General features: G+C 64.3%; 19 protein-coding genes and 2 pseudogenes. 11 read left to right on the top strand and 10 right to left on the bottom strand.

Annotated features, from left to right (window positions below):
* Positions 1–67: 67 nt before the first annotated feature.
* Together NKI41_RS22755 and NKI41_RS22750 are read right to left on the bottom strand one after the other, a co-directional pair.
* Positions 68–895: an IS481 family transposase gene (locus NKI41_RS22755; RefSeq protein WP_352685283.1), complete on the bottom strand. Its 828-nt coding sequence runs from the start codon at positions 893–895 to the stop codon at positions 68–70.
* A gap of 661 nt (positions 896–1,556) precedes the next feature.
* On the bottom strand, positions 1,557–2,180 hold the full coding sequence (locus NKI41_RS22750; RefSeq protein WP_352614374.1) for an NAD(P)H-dependent oxidoreductase: 624 nt from the start codon (positions 2,178–2,180) through the stop codon (positions 1,557–1,559).
* Positions 2,181–2,463: 283 nt separating this feature from the next.
* Between NKI41_RS22750 and NKI41_RS22745 the strand changes: the two genes are divergently transcribed.
* The gene (locus NKI41_RS22745) at positions 2,464–3,135 is read left to right on the top strand and encodes an SDR family NAD(P)-dependent oxidoreductase (protein ID WP_352685282.1); all 672 of its coding nucleotides are present in this window, start codon (positions 2,464–2,466) and stop codon (positions 3,133–3,135) included.
* 36 nt (positions 3,136–3,171) lie between these two features.
* Here NKI41_RS22745 and NKI41_RS22740 read toward each other — a convergent pair whose 3' ends face one another.
* Positions 3,172–3,762 (bottom strand): DUF922 domain-containing Zn-dependent protease, encoded by a 591-nt coding sequence (locus tag NKI41_RS22740; protein WP_352541186.1) that lies wholly within the window; start codon positions 3,760–3,762, stop codon positions 3,172–3,174.
* 115 nt (positions 3,763–3,877) lie between these two features.
* Here NKI41_RS22740 and NKI41_RS22735 point away from each other — a divergent pair, with 115 nt between their 5' ends.
* Entirely contained in the window at positions 3,878–4,642 is a 765-nt protein-coding gene (locus tag NKI41_RS22735) for a pseudouridine synthase (RefSeq protein ID WP_352685281.1), read from the top strand.
* A gap of 221 nt (positions 4,643–4,863) precedes the next feature.
* On the opposite strand, the gene NKI41_RS22730 is transcribed toward NKI41_RS22735, so the two are convergent.
* Positions 4,864–5,373: a hypothetical protein gene (locus tag NKI41_RS22730; RefSeq protein ID WP_245274855.1), complete on the bottom strand. Its 510-nt coding sequence runs from the start codon at positions 5,371–5,373 to the stop codon at positions 4,864–4,866.
* Positions 5,374–5,513: 140 nt separating this feature from the next.
* Here NKI41_RS22730 and NKI41_RS22725 point away from each other — a divergent pair.
* The 4 genes and pseudogenes from NKI41_RS22725 to NKI41_RS22710 form a co-directional block, all read left to right on the top strand.
* A pseudogene (locus tag NKI41_RS22725) lies at positions 5,514–5,708 on the top strand (pseudouridine synthase); the annotation flags it as partial.
* Between the two features lie 157 nt (positions 5,709–5,865).
* Positions 5,866–6,213: an antitoxin Xre/MbcA/ParS toxin-binding domain-containing protein gene (locus NKI41_RS22720; protein ID WP_254819704.1), complete on the top strand. Its 348-nt coding sequence runs from the start codon at positions 5,866–5,868 to the stop codon at positions 6,211–6,213.
* Positions 6,214–6,804 carry an RES family NAD+ phosphorylase gene (locus NKI41_RS22715; protein WP_352685280.1) on the top strand — a complete coding sequence of 197 codons (591 nt, stop codon included), beginning with the start codon at positions 6,214–6,216 and terminating at the stop codon, positions 6,802–6,804.
* 70 nt (positions 6,805–6,874) lie between these two features.
* Positions 6,875–7,162 (top strand): hypothetical protein, encoded by a 288-nt coding sequence (locus tag NKI41_RS22710; RefSeq protein ID WP_352494411.1) that lies wholly within the window; start codon positions 6,875–6,877, stop codon positions 7,160–7,162.
* A 74-nt stretch (positions 7,163–7,236) separates the two neighbouring features.
* Here the strand turns inward: NKI41_RS22710 and NKI41_RS22705 are convergent.
* A pseudogene (locus NKI41_RS22705) lies at positions 7,237–7,363 on the bottom strand (HAD family hydrolase); the annotation flags it as partial.
* Between the two features lie 88 nt (positions 7,364–7,451).
* Here NKI41_RS22705 and NKI41_RS22700 point away from each other — a divergent pair.
* Positions 7,452–8,843, top strand: a complete 1,392-nt coding sequence (locus NKI41_RS22700; protein ID WP_352541189.1) for an NfeD family protein — start codon at positions 7,452–7,454, stop codon at positions 8,841–8,843.
* Positions 8,840–9,610 carry a slipin family protein gene (locus tag NKI41_RS22695; protein WP_352685279.1) on the top strand — a complete coding sequence of 257 codons (771 nt, stop codon included), beginning with the start codon at positions 8,840–8,842 and terminating at the stop codon, positions 9,608–9,610. Before NKI41_RS22700 ends, NKI41_RS22695 begins: the two co-directional genes overlap by 4 nt.
* 126 nt (positions 9,611–9,736) lie before the next feature.
* On the opposite strand, the gene NKI41_RS22690 is transcribed toward NKI41_RS22695, so the two are convergent.
* Positions 9,737–10,666, bottom strand: a complete 930-nt coding sequence (locus NKI41_RS22690) for a LysR family transcriptional regulator (protein ID WP_352685278.1) — start codon at positions 10,664–10,666, stop codon at positions 9,737–9,739.
* Positions 10,667–10,771: 105 nt separating this feature from the next.
* Between NKI41_RS22690 and NKI41_RS22685 the strand changes: the two genes are divergently transcribed.
* On the top strand, positions 10,772–11,782 hold the full coding sequence (locus NKI41_RS22685; RefSeq protein WP_352541190.1) for a zinc-dependent alcohol dehydrogenase family protein: 1,011 nt from the start codon (positions 10,772–10,774) through the stop codon (positions 11,780–11,782).
* A 109-nt stretch (positions 11,783–11,891) separates the two neighbouring features.
* Here the strand turns inward: NKI41_RS22685 and NKI41_RS22680 are convergent, their stop codons facing one another.
* Genes NKI41_RS22680 through NKI41_RS22670 form a run of 3 tightly spaced genes read right to left on the bottom strand, consistent with a single transcriptional unit; the run spans position 11,892 to position 15,675 of the window.
* Positions 11,892–14,213, bottom strand: coding sequence for a xanthine dehydrogenase family protein molybdopterin-binding subunit (locus NKI41_RS22680; protein ID WP_352541191.1), 2,322 nt, complete (start codon positions 14,211–14,213; stop codon positions 11,892–11,894).
* Complete coding sequence (locus tag NKI41_RS22675; protein ID WP_352685277.1) at positions 14,210–15,193, bottom strand: FAD binding domain-containing protein; 984 nt, start codon at positions 15,191–15,193, stop codon at positions 14,210–14,212. The genes NKI41_RS22680 and NKI41_RS22675 overlap by 4 nt, the downstream gene beginning before the upstream one ends.
* Entirely contained in the window at positions 15,190–15,675 is a 486-nt protein-coding gene (locus NKI41_RS22670) for a (2Fe-2S)-binding protein (RefSeq protein WP_352489999.1), read from the bottom strand. Before NKI41_RS22670 ends, NKI41_RS22675 begins: the two co-directional genes overlap by 4 nt.
* Positions 15,676–16,381: 706 nt before the next feature.
* Between NKI41_RS22670 and NKI41_RS22665 the strand changes: the two genes are divergently transcribed.
* Complete coding sequence (locus NKI41_RS22665) at positions 16,382–17,014, top strand: TetR/AcrR family transcriptional regulator (protein WP_023677324.1); 633 nt, start codon at positions 16,382–16,384, stop codon at positions 17,012–17,014.
* A gap of 23 nt (positions 17,015–17,037) precedes the next feature.
* On the opposite strand, the gene NKI41_RS22660 is transcribed toward NKI41_RS22665, so the two are convergent.
* Complete coding sequence (locus NKI41_RS22660; RefSeq protein WP_352685276.1) at positions 17,038–17,478, bottom strand: lipid-binding SYLF domain-containing protein; 441 nt, start codon at positions 17,476–17,478, stop codon at positions 17,038–17,040.
* Between the two features lie 265 nt (positions 17,479–17,743).
* On the opposite strand from NKI41_RS22660, the gene NKI41_RS22655 reads away from it, so the two are divergent.
* The gene (locus tag NKI41_RS22655) at positions 17,744–18,676 is read left to right on the top strand and encodes a hypothetical protein (RefSeq protein ID WP_352472182.1); all 933 of its coding nucleotides are present in this window, start codon (positions 17,744–17,746) and stop codon (positions 18,674–18,676) included.
* Positions 18,677–18,688 lie beyond the last annotated feature (12 nt).

Below are 18,688 nucleotides of genomic sequence, written 5' to 3'. Positions count from 1 at the left end.
AATACCCCACGGGATCGCATCCAGATCAGCAAAACCTATTCACTTCAACGACATAGACAGATGGGTGTTATGAAACAGGATTGTAGATGTGGCGCCAGCGGTCGAAGGCCCGCTGGGCCGCCGCCAGGTTCTCGAACGGCGGTCCCTGCAGCGCCTCGGCCTTGAGCGTGCGGTGAAAGCGCTCCTCCTTGCCCAGCGTCTGGGGATGAAACGGCCTGGAATGCCCGATGGCGATGCCGATTTCGATCAGCCAGACGCCGAGCAGGGTAAAGTCGTTGCGGCCGCCATCGCCCCAAGGCGGGCCGTTGTCGGTGGCGATACGAAAGGGCAGGCCATAGCGGCGGAAGGCCGTGATCAGGCGCGTTTTCACGGTTTCGGTGGTCTGGTCGGAGCAGGCCGACAGCACGATCGAGAACCGCGAATGGTCGTCGAGCACGGTCAGCGGATGCAGGCGCCCGGCGCGCAACGGCACATGACCCTTGAAGTCCATCTGCCACAGATCGTTGGGCGCTTCGTGCTCGAAGCGGATGAAGGGCTTTGCCCCGCCGCCCAGCGCCCCGAGCTCGACGCCGTTGCGACGCAAGATGCCGGTCACCGTCGAGGGCGACGGACAGCCAATCCCCTGGCGCGCCAGGACCCGGGCGATCTTGCGCCCGCCCCAGGCCGGATGTGCCGCCCGCACCGAAAGCGCCGCTGCTTCGACCTCCCAGGCGCTGCGCCTGGGACTCGAGAGCGGTTGGCGCGAACGCTCCAAAAGCCCGGCCTCGCCCTCCGTCCGATAGCGCGCGATCAACTTGTGAGCCACGGTCCGACCGATCCCAAAGCGCCGGCACAACGCGCTCACATTCGCTCCCGGCGCGCTCGCCAACCTGACAAATTCCAGCTTCTGTTTCATCGCGCTCGTGTCCTCGAACGGCATCCCGAACCTCCCGGCGCAAAGCGCGCCAAACTGTTCGCGATGTCCTCGCACACCTGTTCGCGATGTCTCCGGTCCAAACACCCACAAGGGGGAGGGAGACTTTCGTTGGCGCTGACCTCGGCAAATTGCCTGCCTTTCGGCGCCAAGGGGAAGTAAAGGCACGCGGCAGCGTTCCCTCCCCCTTGTGGGGAGGGATTAGGGGTGGGGGTCCCTTCTTCGTAAGAATCCACATGCGATTTGCCCTGCCCCCTGCGGGAGATGCCAAGTGGGGCGAAGGAATACGAGTTTGCAATCGTTCTGAGCAGCGACCTCGGACGAGCAGGAATTCGGATTTTCTATCGCCACGGCGTATTTTGTTCTTGCTTTGTGCCGGCAGCTATGCTACTAATTTGGGTATGGTGCTAATTGGCTCCCAACGACCCGCCTCCGAGGCGGGTTTTTCGTTTCAGGCGTTGCAGCGTTCGGTAGGTGGGTCCGTCAAGTCCATATTCGATTGCCCTTCCGTTTACAGGGAGAAACGCCCGGCAGGGCGATGAGGGGCGGCGCCGACTTCGACAACTGGCCGTCTCCAACACCAACCTGGCGCAATCGCCCGTCCAAAGCGATTGCCCGCGCCGGCGACGGCTCACACGGCTGATCAGCCAGGCACCGTGGCGGCAACGGCATCAGCGCGGCCAAGACCGGCAACCGCTTTCCTGACCCGCTGCAGATGCGCCTGGCGTCCGGCGGCCGAGACGCTGTCCATCCGGTAGAGCGCCAGGAATTTGGTCCGGCACAGCGGATGGCAGACGGAGCGGAAGCCGCGCAGCAGGGTCCGCCGGCCGGGCTGTCCCATGATCCACGACATCAGCGGCGTGGCGCCACATGTGGTCATTGCCATCACCCGGCGTATGTGCCGCAATTTGGGCCGCGGGCCGCGTCGTGCCGTCGGCATCTCGAAAGCGAAGCCCGGCACCAGCACGCGCTCCAGCCAGCCTTTCAGCATCGCCGGCAGGCCATACCACCAGGTCGGATAGATGAAGACGACCGCCTCCGCCCAGAGCAGCTCCTGCGCATGTTCGTGCACCGGTTGCAGGTTCGCCGCCTTGTCGTGGTAACCGCGCCATTCCTGCGTGCGCATGACCGGATCGAAGCCGGTCGCATAGAGGTCGAGCAGGTGGACCTGGTGACCGCTTTCGGCAAGCGTCTCCAGCACCGTGTCGCGCACCGCGCCGCTGAAGCTGTCGGCGCAGGGATGGCAATGGACGACGAGGACCTTCATCTGGCGCTCAGACCTGTCGGTCGCGAGAGGATCGCGGGGGTGCACGCAAGCGTCGCATGCAAACAAGCCACCCGCAGACGTAGTCGATCAGCTGTTTTCATGCGAAGCCCCGCAGCCCCCGTATCAAGACGCAACACCTCCGGTCGCGTCAAGGCCCGTTCGTGCGCAGACGTGGGCTTGCTGGGGCCAAAACCCTAACGGTGCATTCGGTTTTTCGATCAGCATTGTTCCAGAATGTCCGCGCCCTAGCTTCACGGCCGGTCCAAAGCGTCAGGAGAAAAAGATGCAGACAGGAAAACTGAGCGGCAAGATCGCCTTGGTGACTGGCGCCTCTTCCGGCATCGGCGAGGCCACCGCCCTGGCGCTGGCGGCCGAGGGCGCCACGCTGGCGATTGCCGCGCGGCGCGCCGAGCGGCTGGACGATCTGGCGAAGCGGATCCGTGAGACCGGCAGCGCGGCACTGCCGATTGCCGTCGACGTCACCGACGAAACGCAAGCCACGGCGATGGTCGAGCGGGTCCAGCAGGATTACGGCCGGCTCGACATGCTGCTTGCGGTTGCCGGGGTCGGCGTCGCCGCGCCGTTCCGCAACACGACGCCGGAAGAATACCGCCGGATGGTCGACGTCAACATCCTGGGCCTGCTTTATCCGATCCATGCGGCACTGCCGTCGATGCAGCGGCAAGGCGCCGGCCACATCGTCGTGGTCTCGTCCGGCACCGGCCGTTATATCCACCCTTCGGTGGTTTATTCCGGCACCAAGCACGCGGTGAGCGCGATGGCGGAATCGCTGCGCCGCGAGATCGGCAAGGACGGCCAGGCGGTCGAGCAGAGGCTGGGCGACATGGAGCAGCTGGAAAGCGAGGACATCGCCGCCGCCATCCTTTATGCGGTGAGCCAGCCGCCAAGGGTCAACGTCAACATCCTGACGCTCTATCCGACCGCGCAGGCGTGAGGCCGCAAGGTGGTACCCTGCGCCGCCCCCGCAGCGTCATCCGCCGGTCATCAGCGTGAACACAAGCTGCCGCAGCTTGCCGCCCGGGCCGAATTCGACCCGGTCGAAATCGCGGCTCGCCTGCCGTTGTGCCTGCGAGATTCCGGCGAGCCGTCTCGTCACTTCGATCCTGATCTTGCTGCAGCCGCGGTCATCGGCGACGGTCAGGCCGATCGTGGCCGCCTCGATCTTGTGCACCATGTCGACGATGCTGGCGCCGTGCACCTTCTCGTGGGCGGCAAGGCCGGCTGCGAAAACCTCCCAGTTCTTCTGGATTGCGCCCGGCAGCCGCGCGGCCGGCTTCGGCAAGGTGTAGGTGATGATCAGCTTCGGCCGCGCCGACACCAGCACGCAGGCGTCGCCTTGCGGCTGGTAGTCCCTCACCCAGGTCAGCTTGAAATTGGTATGCGCGATGACGCGGCGTTCGCCGAGCAGCGGCCCGCGCCCGCCGATCGAGGCGTAGAGCTCCGGGCCGGATTGCCCTGAGATGGCATAGGTCTCGACCTTCTCGACTGCCTGCCAGCCGGCATGCGCCGGCGATGTCGGCAACAAGGCGAGCAGCAGGCAAAGGCGAATGGCTGTTTTCATGCAAGTCCTCGCAGCCGCTGCGCACGACGCAAACGATATGCAGTTCCCTTCCGTGGACATAGCCGGCGGCCGGCTATAGTGGGATGCTCGTATACAAGAATCCACAGACAACGCCATGTCGCCACGACCGAACCTTGCCCGGCAACGCCCTGCCCCCGCAGCCAATCCTCCCGGCGTCAGCCTCTGTCGCGCGCTGTCGAAGCTTGGCCTGTGCTCGCGCAAGCAGGCCGAGCTTCTGGTTGCCGAGGGGCGCGTGCGGGTCGCCGGCAAGATCGTGCGCAACGGCTCGATGCGCGTTGATCCAGGCCGCGATCGCATCGAGGTTGACGGCCGCCGCGTCGCCGCCGAGCGCAAGGTCAATCTGATGCTCAACAAGCCGCGCGGGCTGGTCACCACTCGTGACGACCCGCAGGACCGCGGCACCGTCTATGATTGCCTGGCAGGCCTCGACCTGCCTTTCGTCTCGCCCGTCGGCCGCCTCGACAAGGCCAGCGAAGGCCTGCTGTTGATGACCAACGACACGCGCTTCGCGCAGCGCCTGCTCGATCCCGCCTCGCATGTCGCCAAGACCTATCACGTGCAGATCGGCGCGCTGCCCGACGAGGCCATGCTGGCGCGGTTGCGCGCCGGCGCGACCGTCGACGGAGAATTGCTCGCGGCCCGGTCGATCGAGCTGCTGCGCGGCGGCACCAGCACCGCCTGGCTGCAAATCGTGCTCGACGAGGGCCGCAACCGCCATATCCGCCGGCTGCTCGCCGCCCACGATATCGAGGTGCTGCGCCTGGTACGGATCGCGATCGGATCTCTGCAACTCGGCGACCTTGCCAAGGGCAAGGTACGCCATCTGACTGCCGAAGAGCTGGCGCTGCTTCAGGCCTAGCCGGCTGGCGGCGACTCGATAGTCAGGCAGCTGCCCGCCAAAGCTGTTCCCTGTCGGATACAGCATCAATTGCCCGCAAGAGAACCGACACCGCGGTGTCCAGGCTGCTTTCCTCGGCCTCCGGTTCGACAAGCCCTGTCCAGGGATCGAGGTTAGCGGGATCACGCTCTATCTTCGCAACCAACGTCTCGCGCGGTTCAAATTGAAATGTAAGGGGCTCATCAGTTGTCATTGTCGGAAGAAGCCTTGGCTTTGCCGCACTGGGCCAGCACCTTGCCGATGGCGGCGGATGAGCCGGCAAGCGGAAAGCTGTTCTCGCCATATTTGCCCGAGGCGACCGTGACCTCGCCCTTGGAGCGCAGCAGGGCCAACAGCGGGTCGGTGCTGCTCAATTCCACGGTGAAGGTGTTGTACATTTCTTCGAGTTGAAGCGTCTTGGTCACCGCCTTGCCGCCGGCCTTGAACGCGAACGAAGCGATGCCGGGTTCCAGTTGCGGACCGCTGTCGCCCAAATCATAGCTCAGCGTCGGCTTGCCGAAACAGGCCAGCGTCAGCTGGGCGCCGCCATTCGATCCGCCGCAGACCGACGCCATCAGCACTTTGCCGCCCTCCTCTTCCTCCAGTTTCGCTGTCCAGCCGCACGGCGCGGCAAACGCCGGCTGCGCCGCTTGCAGGACGACCTGAGCGGCGACGCAACCCGCCACGACGAATTTCGCCAATCCGCTTCGCATGATCTTCCCTTCCCAAGTCATCGAACCATCGTCGGCCACGTGGCATCAAGGACTATACAAAACAAATTGTCCCGTGGCATTACCGGCGACACCAGGGCGCTGTAGCAATTCAGGCGATTGATTTTCGATCGAGTGGAAGCGGCACCAGCACCGCCTGGCTGGAGATCGTGCTCGACGAGGGCGGCAACCGCCACATCCGCCGGCTGCTCGCCACCCACGATATCGAGGTGCTGCGCCTGGTACGGATCGCGATCGGATCTCTGCAACTCGGCGACCTTGCCAAGGGCAAGGCACGCCATCTGAGCGCCGAAGAGCTGGCGCTGCTTCAGGCCTGAGCGACCAGGCACTGGAGGCCCCTTGAACCGAAGCGGCAATTGACATTTGCATCTCTGTTTCATATTTTCCATTTGTGAAACTGAAATGCGCCGATGCAGTCAAAGTGTCAGGGCTGAAACGCATGGGCGAAGCTGGCTTGGAAGCCGGAGAGAAAACATGGCTACTGCGTTGCGGGCGGTTCCCAGATTCCTGGACGAATTGGGTACGTTTGGCGGCCTCAAGGGAACCGATATTGCAAACATCACCGACGTGTCCAAGGCCACGGTTTCGAGGTGGAAGGCCGGCGACATCAAGCCCCAGCCGCGCAGCGAGCTCATTCTGTCGGACCTGCACTATATCGTCGGCCGACTGCAGGAATTCTACGAGCCAAGCGATATCCGCACCTGGCTTTACGCTCGCCACCCGCAATTGAACGGTGAAAGGGCGATAGATCTCATTCACGACGACCGCGCCCTCGACGTGCTCAAAGTCATCGACCGGCTTGAGAACGAGGTCTTTCTGTAATTGGCGATCGCCGGGCGGATGAGACGAGACAGTCGGCTCATCGATGCTATCGAGGAAATGGTTCCGGTCGAATACTCCGGGACGGTTTGGCGTGTGGTGCGCCAGGGCCGCAGCCCGATCCAGTGCTCGAGCTCCGGCGGCCGTTGGGACGATGGAACGTTCGACGTGCTCTACACCTCGCAAGAGCGCGAAGGTGCCTTGAGCGAGATGAGATTCCACCTGACGCGGGGGCAGCCAGTGATCCCTTCGCGCGTCAGATACAATCTCTTCGAGATCGATCTTGCTTTGGACCGGACGCTCAGACTGCTCGACCTGGCAGCCTTGCAGACCCTTGGCCTCGACACCGCGCGCTACGGGCAGCTTTCGTATCAGGAAAAGCACGCCGAATATCCGAGGTCGCAAGACATCGGCGAGGCCGCGCATTTCCTCGATTATGACGGCCTGATCGTGCCCAGCGCGCGATATGATTGCCTGAACGTCGTCGCGTTTTGTGATCGGCTGCCGGCCGGAGCGATGACGATCAGAACCGATCACGGGGAAATTGCCTGGGCTAGCGGCGGCCCCGCTGCCGTCCATCCCCCGCACGGGTGATGCGGCCAGCGGAAGTGGCGCGCTAACATTGCCTCCAAGTGTAGAGCGTCTAACGCGCAAGGGAGGATCCATGCGTATGCTCCGACTGATACCGACGCTGCTGGCGCTGCTGGCCGTCATGCCATTGAACGCTGAAGCGACCACGAAGAAGTACCCTAAGGGCCACGGCACGAATTGCGCCGAGAAGGACCAGGCGTGCCAGAAGAAATGCCAGGCTGTGCCGATCGACTACAACAGCGTCAAATCCATCCAGGGGCGCAACGAATGTCTGAATAATTGCACCATCGGCTACGATCAGTGTCTCGGGGCACCCGCCCGTATCCAGGAACAGACAATCCAGGAGGACGCCGCGCAATAGAAGCCCGCCAGAGATGGCTCCAATGCGCAAAACATAGGTGTGATCGAATGACGGCGACAGCCCGCCGGTCGCCTTCATGTGCGGCCGCCGACTTCGTCGACATGGCGCAGCATGTCGTCGGGATCTTCATAGACGCGGAACGTGCCCGATTGGCGGAGCTTCTACGGTGCCGTAGCCGCCGCTGAGCAGGCCGACATCCAGCAGGACCGTGCGATGCGTCACCCGCCGCGCGCCGCGTCATGGATTTCGGCAAAATCCAGCCCATATTCCTAGATGTGGAGCTTTGAGCGTGAAACTCGCGCGTGCGGTCCTGCTTGCCGCGGCTTTCGTGGCTGTTGCGGCCGTTTGTCCCTCTTCAGCAACCGGAGAGGCGGACGGCCGGGAGAAAATTGTGTTGCGCGTCGAGATAGACGGCGCCATCGGTCCGGCGAGTGCCAGGCAGCTCGAGGAAGCACTGGCGGTGGCCGCGGACCGAAATGCCCAGGCTCTCATCCTGCAGATGGACACGCCCGGCGGGCTGGTCACCAGCATGCGCGAGATGATCGCCGGCATTCTCGCCTCGCCGGTTCCCGTCATCGGCTATGTCGCGCCCGCCGGCGGGCACGCGGCGAGCGCCGGAACCTACATCCTCTACGCCACCCATCTGGCGGCGATGGCGCCCGGCACCAATCTGGGCGCGGCAACGCCGATCGAGATGGGCGGGCCGCTGCCATCGTTTCCCGGCGGCAAGAACGATGGCCCGGAGGCGGACAAGGACAAGAAGAACGCACCCGCGGGCGATGCGATGATCGCCAAGGCGACGAACGATGCCGTTGCCCTGATCCGCAGCCTGGCTGAATTGCGCGGGCGCAATGCCGAATGGGGAGAAAAGGCCGTGCGCGAGGCGGCCAGCCTGTCGGCCGGCGCGGCGCTGCAGCAGCATGTCATCGACTTCGTCGCCCGCGACACCACCGAACTGCTTCAACTGGCCGACGGCCGGACCGTCGAGATCGCCGGCAAAAAAGAGGCATTGGCGACGAAAGGGCTGCCGGTCGAAACGCTCGAGCCAGGCTGGCTCATCCGGCTTCTCGCCGTCATCACGGACCCGAACATCGCCGTCATCCTGATGCTGGTCGGCGTCTATGGCCTCGTCTTCGAATTCACGAGCCCGGGCGCGGTCGCGCCCGGCGTGATCGGCACGATCTGCCTTCTGCTCGGACTCTATGCGCTCAATCTCCTGCCGATCAGCTATGCCGGCCTTGCCTTGATGCTGCTTGGCATCATCTTCCTGGTCGTCGAAGCCTTGAACCCGACTGTGGTCCTTGGGCTGGGAGGCGTGGCTGCGTTTCTGCTGGGCGCAGCAATGTTGCTCAGGATCGAGGGGCCCGGCTTCGAGATGTCGTGGGCCGTTATCGGCACCGCCGCCGTCCTGACGCTCGGCCTGGCGCTGTTGACCGGCAGCTATCTGTGGGCGGCCCGCAAGAACGTTCCGCGTGTTGGCGCACAGGCCATGCAGGGGCTGCCGGCGGAAGTCCTCGACTGGCAGGGCAGCGAGGGCCACGTGCTCGCCCGGGGCGAGCGCTGGCGGGCAAAAGCCGACGAACCGCTTGCAGTGGGCGACAGCGTCGAGGTGGCCGATGTCAGGGATCTTGTGCTGACGATACGGCGCCGCAATGTGAGAAGCGATGGAGCAAGGCAATGATCATCGGTTATGTGGCCTATCTGGCAGCAGCGCTCGTCGTGGTCATGTTCCTATCCGCGGCCATTCGCATCCTGCGGGAATATGAGCGCGGCGTGGTCTTCACGCTCGGCCGCTTCACCGGGGTCAAGGGCCCCGGCCTTATCATCCTCATCCCCTTCGTGCAGCAGATGGTGAAGGTCGACCTGCGAGTGGTGGTCCAGGACGTCCCGCCGCAGGACGTGATCTCGCGCGACAACGTCTCGGTGAAGGTCAACGCAGTGCTGTATTTTCGTATCGTCGACGCCGAGCGGGCGGTGATCCAGGTTGAAGACGTCATGACCGCCACCAACCAGCTGGCACAGACCACGTTGCGCTCGGTGCTCGGCAAGCATGAGCTCGATGAAATGCTGGCCGAACGTGACAAGCTCAACAGCGATATCCAGGAGATTCTCGACCAGCGCACCGATGCCTGGGGCATCAAGGTCTCCGATGTCGAGATCAAGCATGTCGACCTCAACGAGAACATGGTCCGCGCCATCGCCAAGCAGGCCGAGGCGGAACGGCTGCGGCGTGCGAAAGTGATCAATGCCGACGGCGAACAGCAGGCGGCGGCAAAGCTCGTCGAGGCCGGCAAGATGCTGGCCGAAGCACCGCAGGCCATGCAGCTACGCTATTTCGAGGCTCTCCATGACATCGCCGGTGAACGCTCGTCGACGGTCGTGTTTCCGGTGCCGATGGATCTGCTCGGTCATTTCATCAAGCAGGGTGGTGGAGGCGGAGGCGGCTGAGCGCATAATCTCCCCCCTCGAGGGGGAGATGGCCGCGAAGCGGCCAGAGGGGGTCGTCTCACATAGATCGCCGACGCCTTCCTCTACGAGAGACGGCGCTGACGCTCCACGCGCCGCGACCCACCCTCACCTCCGCCACGGCGGGACCGGCGCAAAGCGTTTGCCGATCCAGTCGGCGAAGGCACGTGTCTTGGCGGCTTGCCCCTTGGCCGAAGGCATGACGACATAGACAGCGCCCTCGTCGGCAAGCGTCCAGTCCTCCAGCACTGGTACCAGACGGCCGTCGGCGAGCTCGCGTCCGACCAGCCAATCCGTGCTCATCATCAGTCCGACGCCTTGCACGGCGGCTTCGACCAGCACCTCGGCGTCGTCGGTGACCAGCGGCCCGGAGACCTCGATACTGATGCGGCGACCCGAACTGTCGGTCATCTCCCAGGCCGGAAAGGTCTGGAAACCCGAGAAGCCCAGGCAGCTGTGTTCCAGCAGCGCCTCCGGCGCAGTCGGCGTGCCCCGGCGGGCGAGGTAGGACGGCGCGGCGCACAGCAGCCGCCGCCGTGTAGCGACCTTGCGCGCCACCAGCCGCGAATCCTCCAGCGCGCCGAGACGCACGGCGACATCGAAATTCTCGGCGACGAGATCGACGAAGCGGTTGGAGAACTCGGCCTCGATACGAACGTCGGGAAATTCGGCGAGAAACTGCGGCAGCAGCGGGCCGATCCACATGCGCCCGAACGAGCCGGGCAGCGCCAGCCGCAGCACGCCGCGCGGCCCGCCGCCGGCATGCGCCGACGCGACAGCCTCGGCCTCGTCGACCGCAGCCAGGATGGCGCGGACCCGGATGAGAAATTCCGAACCTGCCTCGGTCAGCGACACGCTTCGTGTCGTCCGGTGCAGCAGGCGCACGCCCAACCGCTCTTCCAGCGAGGCAAGGCGCCGCGACAGGATCGTCGCGTCGCGGCCGATGCGAGCAGCCGCCCTGGTGAAGGAGCGTGCTTCAGCGATTGCCGCGAAGGCGGCCATTTCGACCAATGCTGCCGGTTCGTGCGATTGCTGCATCAGGTGCAGAGCTCAAATGTAAAAGCCAAGGATTATATACCAATAGCGCAGCAGCTAGTTTCACTCAATCCCGGCCCGTCAATCGGCCATCAACCGGAGTGAGACATGAAAGCGATCGAACTGACTGCCCCGAGACTGGACGCGTTTCGCGCGGCCACCGTTCCCACGCCTGAACCGCAACGCGGCGAAGTGCTGATCCGCCTGCGCGCCGCAAGCCTCAATTTTGTCGATGTCGCGATAGCGAGCGGCAACTATCCAGGTCCGAGCTTTCCGCTCATTCCCGTCGTCGACGGCGCCGGCGAGATCGTCGGCATTGGCGAGGGCGTGTCGAGGCTCGCCATCAACGACCGCGTCATCGCCCATGCAAAACCGCGCTGGATCGGCGGCCGTCCGCGGCCTTATGAGACCAGAGAGATGCGCGGGCTGACACTGCCCGGCTCGCTCGCCGAATATGTCGCGCTGCCGGCCAATGCCGTCGTGCCGATGCCGGCGCATCTGTCCTTCGAAGCGGCAGCGACGCTGCCGATCGCCGGCACCACCGCGTGGAATGCGCTTCGCGCCGCCGATGCCGGGCCGGGGTCGGTCGTCGTCCTGCTCGGTACCGGCGGTGTCTCGATCCTGACCCTGCAGCTGGCCAAGGCAGCCGGCGCCACGGTCATCATCACCTCGTCGTCTGACGAAAAGCTGGCGCGCGCCAAGGCCTTGGGTGCGGATCATCTCATTAATTATCGTGAGACGCCGGACTGGGACGCCAAGGTGCTCGAGTTGACCGACGGCCTCGGCGCCGATCTGATCGTCGAAACCGGCGGCTCGGCCACCTTCGCCCGCTCCATCAATGCCGCGGCGCCCGGCGGCACGGTGTTCGCCATCGGCTTCGTCACCGGCGCCGAGGCCACCACGAACCTGCTACCGATCATCATCAAGGCACTCAAGGTGGTGGGCAACAACACCGGTTCGGTATCCGATCTGTGCGACGCGGCGCGGGCCATCGGCGCCGCCCGTATCGATCCGGTCATCGACACTGTCTACAGCCAGCACCAGGCGACCGAGGCCTACGCCCACATGGCAGCCGGCGGCCGGCATTTCGGCAAGCTCGCGTTCAGTCTGTCGTGGTGAGCCTGAAAAAGGCAGAGCGTTGAAGCTGCCGATCTCCCCTCTCGTGGGGAGATCGGTCGTCACCTCGGCTTTCGCCAATCGCCAACGCGCCGACAGTCCCAACCTCCGCCTAAATCAGCTTCTCCAGCGTGATCGGCAGATCCCGCACCCTTTTCCCGGTGGCGTGGAATACCGCGTTGGCGATCGCCGGCGCCACGCCGACGATGCCCAGCTCGCCGACCCCCTTGCCGCCCAGCACCGAGGAATGCGGATCGGGAATACCGACCGAGATCACCTCGATGTCGGGAATGTCGGCATTGGTGGCGATGAGATAGTCGGCGAGATTGTTGTTGACGATGCGCCCATGCCGGCGGTCGACGATGCCCTCCTCGAGCAGCGCCTGGCCGATGCCCATGATGATGCCGCCCTTCCATTGGCTTTCGGCGAGCTTGGGATTGTAGAGCCGGCCCGAATCCAGCGCCGACACCACGCGGGAAACGCGAACCGTGCCAAAGTCCTCGTCGACGCGGACTTCGATGAAATGCGCGCACCAGCTGTGGCGGGAATAGTCGCCCTCGGTGTGTGGCAGCGCCATGGCTATGGTGGTGTAGTTCTTGTAGCGGTCCTCGACCGTCGAATTGGCCGGCATGGTGTCGCCCTTCGCCTCGATATGCTCGCGCCCGACGCTGCTGAGCAGTTCGGCGATCGAAACCTCAGGGCCGTTGCCGCGCGGCGAGGCGATGCGGCCATTGGCGACGACGAGCGTGTTGGCCTGCAGCGCATGGAACGGCGAAGCCGGATCGCTGATGGCGAGCCCGATCAGCTGGTCGAGCGCGGCACTCGCCGCCTTGTGGACGGCGCCGGTCATCACCCCGGCCAGCCGCGAACCGCCGGTAACGCCGGCACGGGCATAGCGGGAATCGCCAAGCTTGACGACGACGTTTTCCGCCGGCACGCCCACCACCTCGGCGGCGGTCTGCGCCAGGATCGTGTAGGTGCCCTGCCCCATGTCGATCGATGAGCTTTCGACCTCGACCGAGCCGTCGGCGAGAATGCGCACGACCGCCTCGCCATAGGCGCGCCGCACCGGATAGGTGCCTGCCGCGACACCCCAGCCGATCAGCTGGTTGCCGTCGCGCATCGAACGCGGCCGGGGGTTCCGCTTCGACCAGCCAAAGGCTTCGGCGCCGGCCGCAAAGGCCTCACGCAGCTGCCGTGTCGACCACGGCTTCTTCGCATGCGGGTCCTGCTCGGCATAGTTCCTGAGCCGGATTTCCAGCGGATCGATACCGACCTCATAGGCGAGCTCGTCGATGGCGCTTTCGATGCCGAAGGCGCTCGGGTTCTCGCCCGGCGCGCGCAATGCCCCCGGCACCACCGTGTTGACCCGCACGACGTTCTGCCGCGACGAGAAATTCGGCGTCGCGTACATGACCGAGGTGACCGAGCCGAGCGGCTCGACCCACATGCCGTCGACCGAGGTCTCGTTGACGCCGCGATGCACGATCGACTGGATCTGGCCCTCCGCGTTGGCGCCGAGCGCCACGGTCTGGCGCGTCGCCGCCCGTCCGCCATAGGCGGTGAAGGTCTGCGGCCTGGTGACCGCCAGCTTCACCGGCCGTCCCAGCATTTTCGCGGCGACTGCCGCTACAGCGCCGTAGCCATAGGCAAACGCCTTGGAGCCGAAGCCGCCGCCAATATAGGGCGAGACCAGTCGTACATTCTCGAACGGCACGCCGAACCATTCGGCATAGGTCCGCGCCATGCCGTCGAGCCATTGGCTCGGCTCCCAGACCGTCAACTGGTCGCCCTGCCACTTTGCGATCAGGCCATGCGGCTCCATCGGCGCCTGGTATTCGCGCGGCGTGTTGTAGGCGTTGCAGATCCTGACCGGAGCCGAGGCGAACGCTGTCTCCGCTTCGCCCCATTCCTTGGTCATCGCATCGACGGGGATGCCGTCGCCGGCCTTTGGATCGCTGAGGTCGACGATCGCCGGCGCCTCGTCATAGGCGATCTTGACCAGCGCCGCGGCGGCGACCGCCTGCTCGAAACTCTCGGCCACCACCGCCGCGACATGCTGGCCGCTGAAGGTGATGTCGCGCGCCAGCGGGCAATAAGCGACGTCCGGCGGCGGCGTGCCCAGCCAGTCCGTTGCGGTTCTCAGCGGCAGGATATTGTCGGGCGTCAGCACCAGCAGCACGCCGGGCGACGCCTTGGCCGCGGCCGTGTCGATCGAACGCACCCGGCCGGCGGCAATGGTGCTCTCGACCAGCACCGCATGGGTAAGCCCCTCGAGCTGCTGCTCGACGGCGTATTTGGCGGCACCGGTGATCTTGGCCGGGCCGTCGACGCGCGACAGCCGGCCGCCGACCTGGTCGGCGAGGACGGCACCGTCCGAAGCGTCGCCGCGTTTGGCATCGCCGGGTCTTGTTCTCAACTCGTGAACGGTCATGCCGTTTCTCCCATTTTGAGGATGGCGCGGGCGACGACGCGCGGCGCCAGTTCGATCTTGGAGTGGTTGGCGCCATGGTCGACGGCGGCCTCGACGGCGAGCAGGCTGGCTTGCCTGACGACCTCCGGCTCGAGCACTTTGCCTTTCAGCGCCTCTTCGACGGCAAGGGCGCGCCATGGCTTGGTGGCGACGCCGCCAAGCGCGACGCGCAGATCGCGGATCGTCCTTCCGTCGGCCTCGAATTCGATGCCGACCGCGGCACTTGCCGCGGCGAATTCATAGGACTGGCGGTCGCGGACCTTGAGATAGGTCGAGCGGCGGGCGGCCGCCGAAGCGGGAATGCCGATCGCGGTGATCATCTCGCCGGGCTCGATCGCATGCTCCCTTTCGGGCGTGCTGCCCGGCAACAGGAAAAAATCATCGACGGCGATCTGACGGTCGCCGAGATGGACGATCGCGTCGAAGGCGACGAGTGCAACCGCCAGGTCGCCGGGATAGGTGGCGACGCAGGCCTCGCTGGTGCCGAGCACGGCATGGCCGCGGGTGACGCCGCCGATCGCCGAGCAGCCGCTGCCGGGCGAGCGCTTGTTGCAAGCGGGGAAATTTGCCGGATCGCGGAAATAGGGGCAGCGTGTACGCTGCATCAGATTGCCGCCGATCGTCGCCATGTTGCGCAGCTGCGCCGATGCCGCCTGCCACAATGCTTCCGAGACTGCGGGGAACCGGCTCTTGATATCGGCATGGTCGGCGACGCGGCTCATCCTGGCCAGCGCCCCGATCGTGGCGCCCCGGTCATCAACGGCAATCGTGTCCAGTCCCTTGAGATGGGTGATGTCGACCACGGTCTCGGGTTCGGCAACGCCGCATTTCGCGAGATCGACAAGCGTCGTGCCGCCGGCCAGAAGCATGGCGCCGGGAAGTGCTGCTGCCTCACGGGCTGCATCGACGGAGCCGGCGCGGAGATACGAAAAGTCCCTCATGACGCGGCCTCCATGGCCACCTGGCGCACGGCGGCGACGATATGCGGATAGGCGCCGCAGCGGCAGAGATTGCCGGCCATGTATTCGCGGATCTCCTCATCCGAGCCGGCATGGCCTTCGCGAATGCAGGCGACCGCCGACATGATCTGGCCCGGCGTGCAATAGCCGCACTGGAAGGCATCCTGTTCGAGGAAGGCGGCCTGCACCGCATGCAGCGTGCCATCCTCCCCGGCAAGCCCTTCGATGGTGGTGATGTCCCTGCTTTCAGCCTGAGTGGCAAGCGTCAGGCAGGCCAGCACGCGCTGGCCGTCGATATGAACGGTGCAGGCGCCGCACTGGCCCTGGTCGCAGCCCTTCTTGGTGCCGGTCAGGCCGAGATGGTCGCGCAAGGCGTCGAGCAGGGTAACGCGCGGTTCGACCTCCAGCTCATGTCGATGTCCGTTGATTCGAAGTTGGATTGGAGTTCGGGTTTTGCTTGTCATGGGGCGTCTGGCTCCAGTTGCTTGACGCGGGAGGGGATGATCTGGTGCCCGGCCGGCGAGCGGCAAGATCAGCTTATGGCTAGGTGAAGGCTATCTTCCCCTTGGGGGAAGTGCCCGGCAGGGCAGAGGGGGGGGTCGGTTCGACTTGGCGCGAGCTCCGGGAGGGCTGCGGCTTGGGAGGTCGAAAGACGTGACATACCCGATCCCGTGATTACATGAGAAAGGCGCTCCACAATCGGAGGCGCCTCCGCTTATTACCTAAGGGCCTGCTCCGCCCTGTTCAAGCCCAGGATCGAAAATGATCAAAATTGGAGGAAATTGGCAGGGCAGCCGGCCGTCATGCCTGGAGACAAAAAAGCACCACCGGCCCAAGCCGGTGGTGCTCTCTGAACTGTCTGTAGGGGCAGGACAGTCCAATGATCCTGAGGGGATCGTGCTCAACATGGGCTCATTTTTGCCCCACGGCATCGGCCGAACAGATGACGAGTGCCGGCCGCGAGGAAATATCCTCCGTCGTCATCCACCGGCCGTGCACCGGAGGCGGACAAGATGCCTCGCCTGCCGGAACGCCGGCCCAGACTCGATCCTGTGATTATATTTACTTGCGATTATATTTGTCGGAGACGTAACGAAGGTGGAAGCGTCTGCGTTCTTGAAACGGGGCCTGCCTATCCGGGTATGCTTCGGATCAGCACTGGAGAAAAAATTGGCCGCGGAGCCGCCCGTCATTTCTGGAGACAAAACCGAAGCCGCCGTTGCAAAGCCGCTGCGCGCCGACGCGCAGCGCAACCGCGATGCTCTGGTCGAGGTCGCGGCAAAAGCCTTTGCCGCGCAAGGCGTCGATGCCTCGCTGGAGGAGATTGCGCGCCAGGCCGGCGTCGGCATCGGCACGCTCTACCGGCATTTCCCAACCCGCGAGCACCTGGTCGAGGTGGTTTATCGGCGCGAAGTGGAAGGACTGTGCCAGGCGGCCGACGAACTCGCCCGCGATCATGCGCCCGACATGGCGCTCGAACAATGGATGCAGCGCTTCGTCGACTACATCGCCACCAAGCGCGGGCTGTCGACAAGCCTGCGCATCCTGCTCACGACCAACTCAACCCTGTTCTCCGACGTTTCCGGCAGGGTGACGCTCGCCTTGCGGCGGCTCATCGATGCTGCGGTCGCCGACGGCTCGATCCGCGGCGATGTCGATGCCTCCGACGTGCTGCATGCGCTGGGCGGCATCTATTCGGCCCCGGACACCAAGGACTGGCGCGATCGCTCGCGCCGATTGGTGTCGCTGCTGATGGATGGGCTGCGGTTTGGAGCGGCCAAATCCGGCCCATCCAAGGAATAACGAATGCAGTGACTGTCCTTATTTCATTTCAGCGAGATGCTCATACCGCTGAGATCGGCATTGACTTGCAGGCCTACCTGCATGCCCGTGAGTTCGAGTTGGGCACCCTTGTCATTGGTCATGACGATCACCTGGGCTCCTTTGCCGAGCGCGCCGCCACCGCCCGCTGCACCGTACACCCCCGTCACATCCCGGGCGCGGCGTATGTGGCGCACGGTACCTTTGAAATAGGTCTTGGAGGCGCCGAAGGCGAGGCCGCCCGAGATGCCGCCGACCGAGATCGGATATCGGCGACCATGGAAGGTCAGTGTGCCCTCGCCTCCGGAGCCGCCGATGAAGAAGGCCGCCTTGTAGACGGCGAAGCGGATCGTACCGCTGTCGGCATGCGCGACGCTGGCAAAGCTAACTGCCGCCGCAGCGATGACGGCAACTGCGACTGAACGAAATCTGGACGAAATCTTCATGATGAGAACTCCTCAAGATCGCCGCATGCCCAGCCGGCCGGGCACGTCGGCGTCGTATCAAAGTCATAGCTGAACAGTCTCGCCGGTCATTGGTTCCAAGCACGCGGCCTGAATCCGGCTGCGAGAAGACCGCCACGAAACGAGGCGGATGGCGAGCGTAGTCCTGGCTGTAAGAACAGTGGCCGAATGGTGGGGATGATCGTAGGTGTTGAGGCGGAATGGTATTAGTCTGCGCTGTCTGGGGTTTCGGGAGCGCGGCAAAGCAATGGACTTCAACTCACGACATGGCTACCTGCTGATCGGTGGCCTGATCCTGGTCGGCGCCGGGCTCCTGGTCGTTTCGCTGATCGTCAATCTTCGCGTGGCGCACAGTGTGCGTGACGACGTACGCCATCGTGAAAAGCTGCTGGAATATTATCGCAATATCTTTTCGCAGCTGGGCGTGATCCTGATCGGGATTGGCGTGTCCCTGTTCATCTTCTTTTTTCAGCAGAATTATCAGGACCAGCGCAAACGCGAAACGGAGCTCCAGCAGGTTCTCGCCAAACTGGCAGCGCGTGTTGCCCGCGGCAGCGCTGTCGTGGAGGCCCTCGGCGAATTCGACGCGCTGCTGGATGATGGCGGTGCCTATGTCAGTCCGGAACACGGCGGTGACAACGCCGCTGTCAGCGCCCACGGAACGGGGCTTGCCAAGCAGGTTTCCCAGATCCTTCTGGTCGAGCGCGACGTCGATGTTCAGGGGTTCGATATTCTCAATCTGTCACGCGATTTCGAAGCATCGTTCGTCGTCAACGAGCTCAACCCAATGCTTTGGTTCAACATCGTCCGGAACGAGAGCGACATCAAATATGCCACTACCCAGATCGCCCTGGATTACAAGGACCTGCAGGATGCGATCGGCGGCGAGCCGATCGAGGTTGCGATTGCCAATCCCGAAAAGGAGCGGAAGATCAAGCAGGAGGTGCTCGACGTCTTTTATGATGCCGATCTGCTGCGCCAGCGCAGCAGGCGGTTTCTCGGCCGCGCGTGCTGGCTTTTCAGCACGGGGCGCGGCTTCGTCAAGCTTGCACCGGCCAATGAAATCGAAGCCGATGCCAGATCGCACCAGGAATGGATCGACCGGTCGAAAGGCTTCCTGACGCAGTTGAAGTCGGGAAGCGGCAATTGCTTCAAATTGCTTCAGTTCGGCCCGGCATAGGCTCCCTCACCG

Origin of the sequence: Mesorhizobium sp. M0601, from assembly GCF_040320845.1 — a bacterium.
Classification (GTDB): Bacteria; Pseudomonadota; Alphaproteobacteria; order Rhizobiales; family Rhizobiaceae; genus Mesorhizobium.
This window is presented reverse-complemented; position numbering and strand designations above follow the sequence as displayed.